We start from the raw sequence: 14,676 nt of genomic DNA on the forward strand, positions 1-14,676 counted from the left end.
TAGGTGTCCGACCGCGCCTCGTTGAGCGAGGCGTCGGCGTACCCGCGGCAGTAGTCCCACGTGACGTAGGCATCCGGCTCGGGGTCGTAGGCCGGCTCGTGCGGGCGGACGGTGCCGTCGACCAAAAGTTGCAACAGGTTGGCCCGCAACATGTCCCAGTCGTGGTAGTGGTCCTGCTGGCATTCGTCGCAACACACCACCAGACCGCGAATCCCCTTGTGCGCCAAAAGCGCCTCGTAGACAGCGAGGTCTGCGAGGTCGGCCTCGACCGCGATTTTTTCCTGCGAGTCGAGCGGCTGACCGGGCTCGACGTCGTCCAGCGCCGCCGACGGATCGCAGGGGTCGTCGGCGAAGGGATCGGGCGGCAAACCCGGCGGGAGATGGTCGCGCACGCCTACACAGTACGGTGCCGAACGTGCGCAGCGCCACCGGTTGAAGACCAGCGCCCACGCCGATCGGTGAGCCGATAGGATTAGGGCTCTCACTCCAAATGCGTATGGAGGGCCCCGGTAATGTCCCGTCTCGACGGCAGCGGCAACCTCACTGTCAGCTCCGACCCGCGTGTCGGCGGCTTTACCGACGACACGGTGCCCACCGGCGGCGACGACCCGCACAAGGTCGCGATGCTGGGGCTGACCTTCGACGACGTGTTGCTGCTGCCCGCCGCCTCCGACGTGGTGCCCGCCGCCGCGGACACCTCCAGCCGGCTGACCCGCAAGATCCGGCTTGAGGTGCCGTTGGTCAGCTCGGCGATGGACACCGTCACCGAGGCGCGGATGGCGATCGCGATGGCCCGCGCCGGCGGCATGGGTGTGCTGCACCGCAACCTGCCGGTCGCCGAGCAGGCCGGCCAGGTCGAGATGGTGAAGCGCTCCGAGGCCGGCATGGTCACCGATCCGGTCACCTGCCGACCGGACAACACGCTCGCCGAAGTCGACGCGCTGTGCGCCCGGTTCCGCATCTCCGGGCTGCCGGTGGTCGACAATTCCGGGGCGCTGCTGGGCATCATCACCAACCGGGACATGCGCTTCGAGGTCGACCAGTCCAAGCAGGTCGCCGAGGTGATGACGAAGGCCCCGCTGATCACCGCCCAGGAGGGTGTGTCCGCGGACGCGGCGCTGGGCCTGTTGCGCCGCCACAAGATCGAGAAGCTGCCGATCGTCGACGGCCGCGGCCGGCTGACCGGGCTGATCACCGTCAAGGATTTCGTCAAAACCGAGCAGCACCCCTACGCCACCAAGGACAGCGACGGCCGGCTGTTGGTGGGGGCCGCCGTCGGGGTCGGCGCCGACGCCTGGGTGCGGGCGATGACGCTGGCCGACGCCGGCGTCGACGTGCTGGTCGTGGACACCGCGCACGCGCACAACCGGCTGGTGCTCGACACGGTCGGCAAGCTCAAAGCCGAGGTGGGTGAGCGGGTGGAGGTGGTCGGCGGCAACGTCGCCACCCGGTCGGCGGCCGCGGCGCTGGTCGACGTCGGCGCCGACGCGGTCAAGGTCGGGGTGGGCCCGGGCTCGATCTGCACCACCCGGGTGGTGGCCGGGGTGGGGGCGCCGCAGATCACCGCGATCCTGGAAGCCGTCACGGTGTGCGCTCCGGCGGGGGTTCCGGTGATCGCCGACGGCGGGCTGCAGTACTCCGGGGACATCGCCAAGGCGCTGGCCGCCGGCGCGTCGACGGCCATGCTGGGGTCGCTGCTGGCCGGCACGGCCGAGGCGCCCGGCGAGCTGATCTTCGTCAACGGCAAGCAGTTCAAGAGCTATCGCGGCATGGGGTCGCTGGGCGCGATGCAGGGCAGAGGCTCGTCGGGAGGCGGGGGAAAGTCGTACTCCAAAGACCGCTACTTCGCCGACGACGCGCTCTCCGAGGACAAGCTGGTGCCGGAGGGCATCGAGGGCCGGGTGCCGTTCCGCGGCCCGCTGTCGTCGGTGATCCACCAGCTCACCGGCGGGCTGCGCGCGGCGATGGGCTACACCGGGTCGCCCACCATCGAGGCGCTGCAGCAGGCGCAGTTCGTGCGGATCACCGCCGCCGGCCTCAAGGAGAGCCACCCGCATGACGTCGCCATGACCGTCGAAGCGCCGAACTACTACGTGCGCTGACGGACGGGGATCCCGCATGCGTGACATGGTCGAGATCGGCATGGGCCGCACCGCCCGGCGCACCTACGAACTTGCCGACGTCAGCATCGTGCCGTCGCGGCGCACCCGCTCGTCGAAGGACGTGTCGACGGTCTGGCAGCTCGACGCGTACCGGTTCGAGATTCCCGTCGTCGCGCACCCCACCGACGCGCTGGTGTCGCCGGAGTTCGCCGTCGAGCTCGGACGCCTCGGCGGGCTGGGGGTGCTCAACGGCGAAGGGCTGATCGGCCGGCATGCCGACGTCGCGGCCAAGATCGCCCAGGTGGTGGAGGCCGCCGCCAAGGAACCCGAACCGTCGGCGGCGATCCGGCTGCTGCAGCAGCTGCATGCCGCGCCGCTGGACCCGGATCTGCTGGGCGCGGCGGTCGCCCGGATCCGGGACGGCGGGGTGACCGCGGCGGTGCGGGTCAGCCCGCAGAACGCGCAGGCGCTGACGCCGGTGCTGCTGGCCGCCGGCATCGACCTGTTGGTCATCCAGGGCACCATCGTGTCCGCCGAACGGGTGGCCTCCGATGGCGAGCCGCTCAACCTGAAGACCTTCATTTCCGAGCTCGACGTCCCGGTGGTCGTCGGTGGTGCGCTCGACCATCGCACCGCGCTGCACCTGATGCGCACCGGCGCGGCCGGCGTCGTCGTCGGCTACGGCTCCACCGCCGGGGTGACCACCACCGACGAGGTACTGGGTATTTCCGTGCCGATGGCCACCGCGATCGCCGACGCCGCCGCCGCGCGCCGGGAGTACCTCGACGAGACCGGTGGCCGCTACGTGCACGTGCTGGCCGACGGCGACATCCACACCTCGGGCGAGCTGGCCAAGGCCGTCGCGTGCGGCGCCGACGCGGTGGTGTTGGGCACACCGTTGGCCGCCGCCGCCGAGGCACTGGGCGACGGCTGGTTCTGGCCGGTTGCTGCCGCGCACCCGTCGCTGCCGCGGGGCGCGCTGCTGCAGGTCGCGACGGGCGAGCGGCCCACGCTGCGGCAGGTGCTCGCCGGCCCGTCCGACGACCCGTTCGGCTCGCTGAACCTGGTCGGCGGGCTGCGCCGGTCGATGGCCAAGGCCGGCTACTGCGACCTCAAGGAGTTCCAGAAGGTCGGCCTGAACGTCGGATCCTGAACCGTTGCGAGCAGCGTCAGACGCAGAGTTGCACGCGGGCCTGCTGCAAAGGCTGCCGGTACGTCGGAGCCGCAGCCACGGAATCGGCGCCATGTGTCGGATCGAAGCTACTCACCAATCCGCTCAGATCTGCACCCAGCGCGGGGTCAACGCTCGAGAAGGAGTTGATGATGGGGTCGAGGATCAGGTGGAGCTCGTCGGCGTGGGCCGGTGGCACGGTGGCCGGCGGGGTCAACCCGAAAGTCCAGAGCCGCCCCGGCAGAGGTACCCAGAGCGACCACACCGCGATGGCGACGCGGCCTCGCGGTGCGCTACCCATGGTGACGCTAGAGAAAGTCAAAGGTGACGGTCGACGTCCACACGTTGATGCAGGACGCGCACGACGTCGACGACGTCTTCGGCGGTCACCCGATAAAACGGCAGGTGTGACCCGGCGGGGAGCTTGCGATAGCCAGGGCGGATCTCGTCGCAGGCTCGGCCGATGTACGGGTTTGCCACAACATGGTCGATGGCGTGTTGAAGTTCGCGCAGGTACTCCTCGGCCCGGTCGACACCCCAACGGTCATGGGTGTAATCCCAGATCTGTTCCAGGTCTGCTTGTGCGGTGGGCGAGAGAAGGTATCGGCGGTTCACCGGCCGCGCGCGGCGTCGGCCCGTTTGCGGTCCAGGAAGGCGTCGAAGTCGAAGGGTGTCGAGGTGCCGCTGCGTTCGCCCGCCGCAAGAGCATCGCGTAGTGCCTGCAGCTGGGTTTCGCGATCCTCGAGCAGCCGCAACGCGGAGCGGACGACATCACTGGCGGACCGGTAGCGGCCCGCGGCGATCGCACCTTCGATGAAAGCGCTGTAATGCTCGTCGAGGCTGAAGGACGTATTCTTACCCATACACCCAGAATACCAACTGTTGGTACTATAACGGGAGCAGTGCGTTGCCTTCTCGGGGGGCGTGATAGCGATTCCCTCTCTGCTCGCCGTAGGCTAGCCCGGTGAAACCCGATTACGACGTCCTGATCATCGGTTCGGGTTTCGGGGGCAGCGTCACGGCGCTGCGGCTGACCGAAAAGGGCTACCGCGTCGGCGTGCTCGAGGCCGGCCGCCGCTTCTCCGACGAGGAATTCGCCAAGACCTCCTGGAACCTGCGTAAGTTCCTGTGGGCGCCGAAGCTGGGCTGCTACGGCATCCAACGAATTCACCTGCTACGCAACGTGATGATCCTGGCCGGCGCCGGGGTCGGCGGCGGATCGCTGAACTACGCCAACACGCTGTACGTGCCGCCGGAGCCGTTCTTCGCCGACCCGCAGTGGAGCCACATCACCGACTGGCGCGCCGAGCTGATGCCGCACTACGAGCAGGCGCAGCGGATGCTCGGCGTGGTCCGCAACCCGACCTTCACCGACTCCGACCGCATCATGAAAGAGGTGGCCGAGGACATGGGGGTGGGCGACACGTGGGTGCCCACCCCGGTCGGGGTGTTCTTCGGCCCGGGCGGCACCAAGACGCCGGGTGTGACGGTGCCCGACCCGTACTTCGGCGGGGCGGGCCCGGCCCGCACCGGCTGCATCGAGTGCGGCTCGTGCATGACCGGCTGCCGGCACGGCGCCAAGAACACACTGCTGAAGAACTACCTGGGGCTTGCGGAAAACGCTGGCGCGCAAGTCATTCCGATGACGACGGCGACCAGGATCAGCGAGCGTCCGGACGGCGTCTGGGAGGTGCGGACCGTGCGCACCGGACGCTGGGTGCGCCGCAAGAAACGCACGTTCACCGCCGCCCACGTGGTGCTGGCCGCCGGCACCTGGGGCACCCAGCGGCTGCTGTTCGCGATGCGCGACAGCGGCACGCTGCCCAAGCTGTCCGACCGGCTGGGCGTGTTGACCCGGACGAACTCCGAGTCGATCGTCGGCGCCGGCCGGTTACGGGTGTCGCCCGACCTGGACCTGACCCACGGGGTGGCGATCACGTCGTCGATCCACCCGACGCCGGACACCCATGTCGAGCCGTGCCGCTACGGCAAGGGCTCCAACGCGATGGGCCTGTTGCAGACCCTGATGACCGACGGCACCGGCCCCGGCGGCACCGATGTGCCCCGGTGGAAACAACTGCTGCGGGGCGGCGGCGCCGATCCGCGCGGCACCCTGCGGCTGCTCAATCCGCGTCGCTGGAGTGAGCGCACCATGATCGCGCTGGTGATGCAGAACCTGGACAACTCGATCACCACCTTCACCAAGCGCGGCACACTGGGCATCCGCTGGTTCTCCAGCAAACAGGGCCACGGCCAGCCCAACCCGACGTGGATTCCGGTCGGCAACGAGGTCACCCGCCGCATCGCCGCCAAGATCGACGGGGTGGCCGGCGGAACCTGGGGCGAGCTGTTCAACATCCCGCTGACCGCGCATTTCCTGGGTGGCGCGGTGATCGGCGAGGACCCCGGGCACGGCGTCGTCGACCCCTATCAGCGGGTGTACGGCTACCCGACGCTGTATGTCGCCGACGGAGCGGCCATCTCGGCGAACCTCGGGGTCAACCCGTCGTTGAGCATCACCGCGCAGGCCGAGCGGGCCGCGTCGCTGTGGCCGAACAAGGGCGAAGAAGACCTGCGGCCCCGCCAGGGCGAGCCGTATCGCCGGCTGCAGCCGATCGCGCCCGAGCATCCGGTGGTGCCGGCCGACGCGCCGGGTGCGCTGCAGTGGTTGCCGGGACCCGACCCGGTCAGCTCGGCGGGCTGACCGCACCGACCCGGGAGCGCACCGTGTGCCGGTGCGTCGGCTCCCGGCCGGGCGGCTGCTGCGGCGGCGGCAGCAGCGGCTGACGCGGCCGGACCGCAATCGTCGACGGCGCATCCGGGCTGAGGGTGAGGTCCTCGCCGGCGTGCCGGATGGTGAGCTCGCCGTCGGGCCCGTCCCGCAGCGTGTAGGTGACCTCGCAGTGGTCGGCGTCGACGGTCAGCCGGGCGCCCCTCCACCGCAGCCGGAATCGCAGCCGCACGATGCCGTCGGGCAGGTGCGGGTCGAGCGAGAGCACGCCCTCGTCGTCGCGCAGGCCGCCGAAGCCGGCCACCAGCGCGGTCCATGCGCCGGCCAGCGACGCCATGTGCAGGCCGTCGCGGGTGTTCTGGTGCAGGTCGCGAAGGTCGACCAGGGCGGCCTCGTAGGTGTAGTCATGGGCCAGTTCGAGGTGGCCCACCTTGGCGCACATCACCGCCTGGGTGCACGCCGACAGCGAGGAGTCACGCACCGTGCGCCGCTCGTAGTAGTCGACGTTGCGGGCCTCCTGTTCGGGCGTGAACGCGTGGCTCTGCCACTGCATCGCGAGCACCAGGTCGGCCTGCTTGATCACCTGCGCCGGGTACAGCCGCACGTAGGGCTCGTGCAGCAGTAACGGATACGTCGTGTTCGAGTCGAAGTCCCACTCCGCGAACCGGGTGAATCCCTCGCACTGTTCGTGCACACCCAGCTCGTCGTCGTAGGGAATGTGCACGGTGGCGGCCGCGTCGCGCCAGGCCGCCATCTCCTCGGTGGTGACGCCCATCGCGTGCGCCGCTTCGCCGTTCCGGGCGCACGCGTCGGCGGCCGCGACGAGGTTGTGTGCCGCCATCAAGTTGGTGAACACGTTGTCGCGGACGATCGCGGTGTACTCGTCGGGACCGGTGACGCCGTCCAGGTGCCACACGCCGTGGCGGTCGTGGTGCCCGAGTGACTTCCAGAGCCGGGCGGTTTCGATCAGTACCTCCAGGCCGCACTCCTGCTCCAGCGATTCGTCGCCGGTCACGATGCGGTACCGCTCGATGGCGACGGCGATGTCGGCGTTGATGTGGAAGGCCGCGGTCCCGGCCGGCCAGTAGGCCGAGCATTCGTGGCCGCGGATCGTGCGCCAGGGAAAGCTGGCGCCCTGCAGACCGAGTTCGGCGGCGCGGTCCCTGGCCAGGTTCAGCGTCGAGGCCCGCCACCGCAGCGCGTCGGCGGCCGCGTGGGGTGCGGTGTAGGTGAGGACCGGCAGCACGAATCCGTCGGTGTCCCAGAACACGTGGCCGTCGTAACCGGTGCCGGTCAGCCCCTTGCTGGCGATGCCGCGCCGCTCGGCGCGCGCGCTGGCCTGCAGCAGGTGGAAGAGCCCGAACCGCACCGCCTGCTGAGAGTCGGGGTCGCCCTCCACCTCGACGTCCGCGCTGTCCCAGAACTTGTCGAGATAGTCGCGCTGGGCGTCCAGCAGTCCCTGCCAGCCGCTGTACCGGGCACCGGTCAGCGCGGCCGCGGCCTGGTCGCGCAGCGCGGGGCGGGAGCGCAGGCTCGACCACCCGTAGGCCAAATACTTGACGACGCGCAGCTTCTGGCCCGGGCGAAGCCCGCAGATCACCGTGGTGCGCGCCACGTCTTTGCGCGCGTCGGTGGACACCTCCACCCGACCGGGCACGTCGATCTCGTGGTCCATCGCGGCGGCCATCATCAGCGCGCTGGCTTTCGTCCGGTGCATCAGCAGCGCGCCGTGGCCGATCTGCTCGTGTTCGACGGCCTCCAACGGGTGCTCCAAGATGGCGGCAACCCGCGGGTCGCCGGATGTTTCCGGCTGGTCCTCGTTGGTGACGAGTTCGGATTGCACTGTGACGCGGACGAATTCGTCGAGCGCTTCGACCACGTACTCGATGGCGGCGACACCGCGCTGGACCAGCGACACCAGCCGGGTCGAGACGAGTCTCACCTGCTTGCCCGCCGGCGAGCGCCAGTGCGCAGTGCGGGTCAGTGTCCCGGCGCGCAGGTCGAGAACCCGCTCGTGGGAGATCAGTTCGCCGTAGCGGACGTCGAACGGTTCGTCGTCGACGAACAGCCGGATGATCTTGCCGTTGGTGACGTCGACGACGGTCTGGCCGGCTTCGGGATAGCCGTATCCGGCCTCGGCGTAAGGCAGCGGCCGGACTTCGTAGAACGAGTTGAGATAGGTGCCGGGCAGGCCGTAGGGCTCGCCCTCGTCGAGGTTGCCGCGCAACCCGATGTGTCCGTTGGACAACGCGAACAGCGACTCCGACTGCGCCAGCAGGTTCAGGTCGAGCCGGGTCTCCCGCACCTGCCAGGGTTCGACGGGAAAGGCGTCCTCGGTGATCATGACAGCAGATCGGCGAGGTCGGTGACGACGACGTCGGCGCCGTTGCGGCGCAAATCCTCGGCCTGGCCCACCCGGTCGACGCCCACCACGAAGCCGAACTTTCCGGCGTGACCGGCTGCTACACCGGAGAGGGCGTCTTCGAACACCGCGGCCTCCCCGGGGTCGACGTTGAGCAGGCGCGCGGCCCGCAGGAACGAGTCGGGGGCCGGCTTGCCGGCGATGTGTTCCTCGCGCAGGGTGACGCCGTCGACGCGCTGCTCGATGAATCGGTCGAGGCCGGTGAGCTTCAGCACGTCGCGGGTGTTGGCGCTGGCCGACACCACGGCGACGGACATGCCGGCGGCGGTGACCGCCTCCAGGTAGCGGCGCGAGCCGTCGAACACGTCGACGCCGTCGCGGTGCAGGGTCTGCTGGAACATGTCGTTCTTGCGTTTACCCAGGCCATACACCGTCTCGGCGTCCGGCGGGTCGTCGGGTCCGCCGTCGGGCAGTTCGATGCCGCGGCTTTCCAGAAACGACCGGACGCCGTCCTCACGCTTCTTGCCGTCCACGTACCGGCGGTAGTCGCCGACCGGGTCGAACGGGACGAACGTCTCGCCGGTGCGCTCGGCCCGCTCCTTGAGGTACGCGTCGAACGCCGCCGCCCAGGCCTTGGTGTGCACGCTCGCGGTGTCGGTGAGCACACCGTCGAGGTCGAACAGACAGGCATGCACTGTCTCGGGTAGACCCAGCACAGCGGACCTCGCTTTCAGTGATGGCCGGCTGTCGGGAACGTTACACTGCGAGCGTGTTCAGAGGCGCCCCGCTGACCACCCGGCTGCGGTGGCCGTGCACGTCGATCGGGATGTCGCCCGTCAACGTGACCCGGTGCATCAGCCGCTGTTGGTCGTCGTAGTCGTCGACGGCGCGGTGCTGGGTGGCTCGGTTGTCCCAGATCGCGACGTCGCCGGCTTCCCAGTCCCATCGAATCGTGTTCTCGGGGATAGTGATTCGCCGTTGCAGCAGTTCCAGCAGCACCTGGGACTCGTACGGCTCGAGTCCGGCGAAACCGCGCACGAAATCGCCGGCCACCAGGGTCCGTTCCCCGGTCTCGGGATGCACCCGCACCACCGGATGCTCGGTGCGGAAGTCCGGCTTCTCGAATACCGCTCGGAATGACCGTTGTTCATCTGTCGCGGCGACGGCCGGCGCGGCGACGTAGTCGAACCGGTTGCTGTGCAACGCCCAGAGGTTTTCGGCGAGGTGCTTGAGCGGCTCCGGCAGCCCCGCGTAGGCCGCGGCCGTCGACGCCCACAGCGTGGATCCGCCGTAGCGGGGCAGGGTGACGGCGCGCAGGATCGACGCGGCGGGATAGTCGGCGACGAACGTCACGTCGGTGTGCCAGCGGTTGGCCGTGCCGTAGTCGGAGTTGATCGGGGTGATGACGGGGGCGTTGTCGTCGCGCACCGCCGGGTGGGCGATCGGGGTGCCCAGCAGGGCGGCGAACGCCTGCTGGCCGGCGTCGTCGAGGTGGTGCTGGCCGCGGAAGAAGATCACTTTATGGCGGAGCAGGGCGTGACGGATCGCCTGGACCGTGGCGGGGTCGAGGTCATCGCCGAGGCGGACGCCGTCGACGCGGGCGCCGATGCGGCTGGTCAACTGTGTGACGGCCGGCTTGTTTTTCGCTGAAGCCGTCGAATGGGTCGTCATTGCAAGGATCCTCTCCATACAGGTGTAGTCAGATGACTACACCGACGTTGTACGCTACTGTAGTCAAATGACTACACGCGCGTCAAGGACGGATCGGCTGCCCGTCGGCCGCGAAGAGGCGGGCGAGGCGATCCTGACGGCGGCCGCCGAGCTGTTCGCCGAGCGCGGTCCGGCCGCAACCTCGATCCGCGACATCGCCGCCCGGTCGAAGGTCAACCACGGGCTGGTGTTCCGCCACTTCGGCACCAAGGAGCAGTTGGTCGGGGCGGTGCTGGACTACCTGGGGATGAACCTGACCGGGCTGTTGGAGGCCGGGGCGCCCGCCGAGGATGTCGAAGCCGCGCTGGACCGGCAACTGCGGGTGATGGCGCGGACCCTGCTCGACGGGTATCCGGCGGGGCGGTTGCAGAGCCGGTTTCCCAACGTCGCGCCGTTGCTCGACCAGGTGCGCCCGCGCCACGACAGTGAGCTCGGCGCGCGACTGGCCGTCGCCAACGCGTTGGCGTTCCAGGTGGGCTGGCGGCTGTTCGAGCCGCTGTTACGTTCCGCGGTCGGCATCGACGACATGACCGACGCCGACTTACGCCGCGCCGTGGATGCCGAGCGGGCCCGGATCGTCGAGCCGCACTGATTCGCGGCGCCGGGGCACGTCACCTTCGACGGCGATCCCGACACCGTCGACGCATCGCGCGGGGCGTTTTCGCGGTGGGTGCCGCGAACCGGTTGTCCGCCGCCGGTCACCACGCCGCCGGTCATTACCCGCCGGTCATTACACTGTCGGGGTGCCGTCAGCCTTGCCCCGACCGGTGTTGGTCGTCGATTTCGGCGCGCAGTACGCCCAGCTGATCGCCCGCCGGGTCCGGGAGGCCCGGGTGTATTCGGAGGTCGTCCCGCACACCGCCACGGTCCAGCAGATCAAGGCCCGCGATCCGCTGGCGTTGGTGTTATCCGGCGGCCCGGCCAGTGTGTACGCCGACGGCGCGCCCCAGCTCGATCCGGCGCTGTTCGACCTGGATGTGCCGGTGTTGGGAATCTGCTACGGCTTCCAGGCCATGGCGCAGGCTCTCGGCGGTTCGGTCGAACGAACCGGCACCAGTGAGTACGGTCGGACTGAGCTGAAATCCGTTGGTGGAAAGCTGCATTCGGGGCTGCCGGAAACCCAGCCGGTGTGGATGAGTCACGGCGACGCGGTCACCGCGGCGCCGCCGGGATTCACGGTGGTGGCCGGCACGGCGGGCTCGCCGGTCGCCGCGTTCGAGGACCGGGACCGCCGTCTCGCCGGGGTCCAGTACCACCCGGAGGTGGTGCACACCGCGTACGGCCAACAGGTGCTGAGCCGGTTCCTGCACGACTTCGCCGGCATCGGCTCGCAATGGACACCCGCCAACATCGCCGAATCGCTCGTCGAACAGGTCCGCAATCAGATCGGTGACGGCCACGCGATCTGCGGGCTGTCTGGCGGGGTGGATTCCGCGGTGGCCGCCGCGCTGGTGCAGCGCGCCATCGGGGATCGGCTGACCTGTGTGTTCGTCGACCACGGGTTGCTGCGCGCCGGCGAACGTGACCAGGTGCAGCGCGATTTCGTCGCCGCCACCGGCGCCCGGCTGGTCACCGTCGACGCGGCGGAGACGTTCCTCGACGCGCTGTCGGGGGTGTCCAACCCCGAGGGCAAGCGCAAGATCATCGGCCGGCAGTTCATCCGGGCTTTCGAGGGTGCCGTACGGGATGCCCTGAAAGACACGGAGAGCAATCACATCGAGTTCCTTGTGCAGGGCACGCTGTACCCGGACGTGGTGGAGTCCGGCGGCGGCGCCGGCGCGGCGAACATCAAGAGCCACCACAACGTCGGCGGACTGCCCGGCGATCTGAAGTTCACCCTCGTCGAACCGCTGCGGCTGCTGTTCAAAGACGAGGTGCGCGCGGTCGGCCGCGAACTGGGTCTGCCGGAGCAAATCGTTGCGCGCCAACCCTTTCCGGGACCCGGACTGGGTATCCGGATCGTCGGCGAGGTCACCGCGGCACGGCTGGACACGCTGCGGCGTGCCGACGCGATAGTCCGCGAGGAACTGACGGCGGCGGGCCTGGACCACCAGATCTGGCAGTGCCCGGTGGTGCTGCTGGCCGACATCCGCTCGGTGGGCGTGCAGGGCGACGGCCGCACCTACGGGCACCCGATCGTGCTGCGGCCGGTTTCCAGCGAGGACGCCATGACCGCCGACTGGACCCGGGTGCCCTATGACGTGCTGGAGCGCATCTCGACGCGGATCACCAACGAGGTGCCCGAGGTCAACCGGGTGGTGCTGGACGTCACCAGCAAACCGCCCGGCACCATCGAATGGGAGTAGCGGGAGTAACCGCCCGGTGCGGGGCGGGGAAACAGAAACGCCGCACGTCAGTGATCGATGGTCAGTCGTCGACGGTCAGTCGTCGACGGTCAGTCGTCGAAGGTCAGTCGTCGAAGACTGTCGTGCCGACACCGATGGGGCTGTTGGAGATGTACACGGGGTATTGCGAGAAGGGGATGCTCCCAGTGTTCAGCAGGTCTTCTGAGGTCACCGTCGGGCCGTCGGTCGCGGTCGTCGTGTAGGAGTACAGCGGCTGACCGCTGCTGGTGTCGACCGAGATGAGGGTCCCCGCCGGAACGGTTCCGGGGCCTCCGACCACCGATGCGGGGATGGTTCCGTAGACCCCGCCGGAATCGATTGCCCCGGTGACTGTGACAGGGGTCCCGCCATCGATGCTGACCTCCAACGAGGTGATCGGCGCTCCGCTGACCGAGACGAGCGGTGTCAGCGGGTTGGGCCCGAACTGCAGCACACCCTGGGATTCGTCGATGAGCACACCCGCACTGAGGTCGCCCGGTAACGCGGTGGTCACGATGCTGGGCCCCGGCCCTTCGGCATTCGGCCCGATACCCAAGACGCCGACCACCCCGTCGGCGGCCACGTAGTGCTGGAACGATTCCGGTGAGGCCGAAGTCGGCACGTCGATGCTGGTCGGCGCGGTGACGATGCCGTTTCCGAAGTTCACCGTCGCTTGATACGTGGTGTAGTCGTAGGTCAGCCCGCCGCTGTAACCGCTGACACCGTATCCGGTGGGGGCGCCGAGGTTCTGTGTTCCGATGTCGTGCAGTGGGATCACAAGACCGGAGGATCCGGTGTCGACCAGCACAGGCACCCGCGGACCGTCGTCCACCGAGATGTAGACCACCGGTTCGGTTCCGTCTATCACCTGCAGCGAAACGGCGTCCGGGCTCTCCGCTCCCTGGACGCCGTGGGCCCCGACGTAGCCCAACAGCAACCCGCCGAGCCCGCCGGCGCCGCCGGCGCCGCCGTCGGCCCCGCCCAGACCGCCGGCACCGCCGTTACCGATCAGGCCCGCATCACCGCCGGGACCGCCGGCACCGCTGCCGTAGCCTGCACCGCCGGCACCGCCGTCGCCGAAGAGGATCCCACCGGGTCCGCCGGCCCCGCCGGTGGGATCGTCGGGCACTCCGGGGGCTCCGGGAGCACCGTTGCCGATCAGGTCACGCCCGAACAACAACAGGGCGGGCGCGTTGATGGACTGGTCGTAGAACTGGCCCAGCGGGCTGGTGATCCAGTCTTCGCCGAGCTCGTAAATCACCGGGTAGACGGCAGCCTCGATCGGGCCGGCGATAACCGAAGCCGGATTGGCCGCAGCGTGCAGCACGGACGTGAGGTCCGCGGTTGCGGACGGCAGCGGGCTCGGGTCGATCGGCAGCGATGGCAGTGCCACCAGGGGATCGGTCGACCACAGGCTGCTCAGATCCGAGCCGGGATCAAGGGGTGCGGCCGCGAGTGCCTCGCTCGTCACGTTCACGATGTTCTGGACAACCGGGTCGAGGACCGCGTCGATGATGTCGGCCCCGGCGGGGGATGCGCTAAGCACCGGGCCGGTTGTCATCGTGGCCGCGGCCAGAAATGCCCCGCCGGTCATGCTCGTAGCTACCCTGCGACGACACCGACGTACCGGGGTGGCAGGCGGCCGACTGTCGCCCGCGGTGATGGCGCAACGGCTCATGGCGTGTGCTTCCCGGAAATCGGTTCCCGGTGTTGCACATTACCAGTCGCCGGTCGCGGAGTGGCGGAGGTCGTGATCCGCGTTGTCGATGTCCGGGGTGCATCTGATCGTCAAGTCCCCGACGCCGTCGGTTCGGTCCTCTTGACGGTTGTCGGTGGGCAGGTGTTGACTCGACTGTATCGAACATTCTTTCGAAAATAGCGAGGGACACGCTGGGAGGGGCTATGACGGCGGCTGCAGTCGACGACCGCGTCAAGCAGCTGACACTGCTGCGCCGGCAGATGGCGGCGGTGTCGCAGAAGGCCGGTGCCGAGGGCCTGGTAACGCAGACGCAAGCCTGGTTGCCGGTCCCGCCGGCGCTGGCCGAGGTGCTGCCCGCCGGGTTGCCGCGGGGAACGGTGGCGGTGCTCTCGGGTGCCCGGTCGCTGGCGCTGGGCATGGTGGCCGCGGTGACGGCCGCCGGCGAGAACGCAGCTATCGTCGGCCAGCCGGACATCGGGCTGCTTGCCGCTGTGGAGATGGGCGCGGATCTGAGCCGGCTGGCGGTGATCCCGGATCCCGGCGCCGATCCGGTCGAGGTGGCCGCGGTGCTCGTCGA

General features: G+C 69.3%; 12 protein-coding genes and 1 pseudogene. 6 read left to right on the forward strand and 7 right to left on the reverse strand.

Going from position 1 to position 14,676, the window contains the following annotated elements; genetic code table 11:
- Positions 1–392, reverse strand: a 392-nt coding sequence (locus ABDW21_RS11830) for a DUF5319 domain-containing protein (RefSeq protein WP_343600653.1), incomplete at its 3' end; no start/stop codon positions are given.
- Positions 393–512: 120 nt separating this feature from the next.
- On the opposite strand from ABDW21_RS11830, the gene guaB reads away from it, so the two are divergent.
- Positions 513–2,102 (forward strand): IMP dehydrogenase, encoded by a 1,590-nt coding sequence (gene guaB, locus ABDW21_RS11835; RefSeq protein ID WP_343710477.1) that lies wholly within the window; start codon positions 513–515, stop codon positions 2,100–2,102.
- A gap of 25 nt (positions 2,103–2,127) precedes the next feature.
- Complete coding sequence (locus ABDW21_RS11840) at positions 2,128–3,255, forward strand: GuaB3 family IMP dehydrogenase-related protein (RefSeq protein WP_343600660.1); 1,128 nt, start codon at positions 2,128–2,130, stop codon at positions 3,253–3,255.
- A 336-nt stretch (positions 3,256–3,591) separates the two neighbouring features.
- Here ABDW21_RS11840 and ABDW21_RS11845 read toward each other — a convergent pair whose 3' ends face one another.
- On the reverse strand, positions 3,592–3,888 hold the full coding sequence (locus ABDW21_RS11845) for a type II toxin-antitoxin system RelE/ParE family toxin (RefSeq protein WP_343600650.1): 297 nt from the start codon (positions 3,886–3,888) through the stop codon (positions 3,592–3,594).
- On the reverse strand, positions 3,885–4,136 hold the full coding sequence (locus tag ABDW21_RS11850; protein ID WP_343600649.1) for a type II toxin-antitoxin system ParD family antitoxin: 252 nt from the start codon (positions 4,134–4,136) through the stop codon (positions 3,885–3,887). The genes ABDW21_RS11845 and ABDW21_RS11850 overlap by 4 nt, the downstream gene beginning before the upstream one ends.
- 101 nt (positions 4,137–4,237) lie before the next feature.
- On the opposite strand from ABDW21_RS11850, the gene ABDW21_RS11855 reads away from it, so the two are divergent.
- Positions 4,238–5,977: a GMC family oxidoreductase gene (locus tag ABDW21_RS11855; RefSeq protein WP_343600648.1), complete on the forward strand. Its 1,740-nt coding sequence runs from the start codon at positions 4,238–4,240 to the stop codon at positions 5,975–5,977.
- Here ABDW21_RS11855 and ABDW21_RS11860 read toward each other — a convergent pair.
- Genes ABDW21_RS11860 through ABDW21_RS11870 form a run of 3 tightly spaced genes read right to left on the reverse strand, consistent with a single transcriptional unit; the run spans position 5,961 to position 10,037 of the window.
- Complete coding sequence (locus ABDW21_RS11860) at positions 5,961–8,348, reverse strand: glycoside hydrolase family 65 protein (protein ID WP_343600647.1); 2,388 nt, start codon at positions 8,346–8,348, stop codon at positions 5,961–5,963. The two genes, ABDW21_RS11855 and ABDW21_RS11860, sit on opposite strands and share 17 nt — an antisense overlap.
- The gene (locus ABDW21_RS11865) at positions 8,345–9,082 is read right to left on the reverse strand and encodes a beta-phosphoglucomutase family hydrolase (protein WP_343600646.1); all 738 of its coding nucleotides are present in this window, start codon (positions 9,080–9,082) and stop codon (positions 8,345–8,347) included. The genes ABDW21_RS11860 and ABDW21_RS11865 overlap by 4 nt, the downstream gene beginning before the upstream one ends.
- Positions 9,083–9,122: 40 nt before the next feature.
- Positions 9,123–10,037: a TauD/TfdA family dioxygenase gene (locus tag ABDW21_RS11870; RefSeq protein WP_343600645.1), complete on the reverse strand. Its 915-nt coding sequence runs from the start codon at positions 10,035–10,037 to the stop codon at positions 9,123–9,125.
- Between the two features lie 67 nt (positions 10,038–10,104).
- Here ABDW21_RS11870 and ABDW21_RS11875 point away from each other — a divergent pair, with 67 nt between their 5' ends.
- Together ABDW21_RS11875 and guaA are read left to right on the forward strand one after the other, a co-directional pair.
- Positions 10,105–10,668: a helix-turn-helix domain-containing protein gene (locus tag ABDW21_RS11875; protein ID WP_343600644.1), complete on the forward strand. Its 564-nt coding sequence runs from the start codon at positions 10,105–10,107 to the stop codon at positions 10,666–10,668.
- Positions 10,669–10,819: 151 nt separating this feature from the next.
- Positions 10,820–12,382, forward strand: coding sequence for a glutamine-hydrolyzing GMP synthase (gene guaA, locus ABDW21_RS11880; RefSeq protein WP_343600643.1), 1,563 nt, complete (start codon positions 10,820–10,822; stop codon positions 12,380–12,382).
- Between the two features lie 103 nt (positions 12,383–12,485).
- Here guaA and ABDW21_RS11885 read toward each other — a convergent pair whose 3' ends face one another.
- On the reverse strand, positions 12,486–13,994 hold the full coding sequence (locus ABDW21_RS11885) for a PecA family PE domain-processing aspartic protease (protein ID WP_343600642.1): 1,509 nt from the start codon (positions 13,992–13,994) through the stop codon (positions 12,486–12,488).
- A 308-nt stretch (positions 13,995–14,302) separates the two neighbouring features.
- Between ABDW21_RS11885 and ABDW21_RS11890 the strand changes: the two are divergent.
- Positions 14,303–14,676 (forward strand): annotated as a pseudogene (locus ABDW21_RS11890) (hypothetical protein); the annotation flags it as partial.

Origin of the sequence: Mycobacterium sp., from assembly GCF_039583805.1 — a bacterium.
In the GTDB taxonomy this organism is placed as follows: Bacteria; Actinomycetota; Actinomycetes; order Mycobacteriales; family Mycobacteriaceae; genus Mycobacterium.

Coding starts and splice junctions, on each gene's coding strand:
- guaB (WP_343710477.1), top strand. CDS start 513: ATGTCCCGTCTCGACGGCAGCGGCAACCTCACTGTCAGCTCCGACCCG.
- ABDW21_RS11840 (WP_343600660.1), top strand. CDS start 2,128: ATGGTCGAGATCGGCATGGGCCGCACCGCCCGGCGCACCTACGAACTT.
- ABDW21_RS11850 (WP_343600649.1), bottom strand. CDS start 4,136: ATGGGTAAGAATACGTCCTTCAGCCTCGACGAGCATTACAGCGCTTTC.
- ABDW21_RS11860 (WP_343600647.1), bottom strand. CDS start 8,348: ATGATCACCGAGGACGCCTTTCCCGTCGAACCCTGGCAGGTGCGGGAG.
- ABDW21_RS11870 (WP_343600645.1), bottom strand. CDS start 10,037: ATGACGACCCATTCGACGGCTTCAGCGAAAAACAAGCCGGCCGTCACA.
- ABDW21_RS11875 (WP_343600644.1), top strand. CDS start 10,105: ATGACTACACGCGCGTCAAGGACGGATCGGCTGCCCGTCGGCCGCGAA.
- ABDW21_RS11885 (WP_343600642.1), bottom strand. CDS start 13,994: ATGACCGGCGGGGCATTTCTGGCCGCGGCCACGATGACAACCGGCCCG.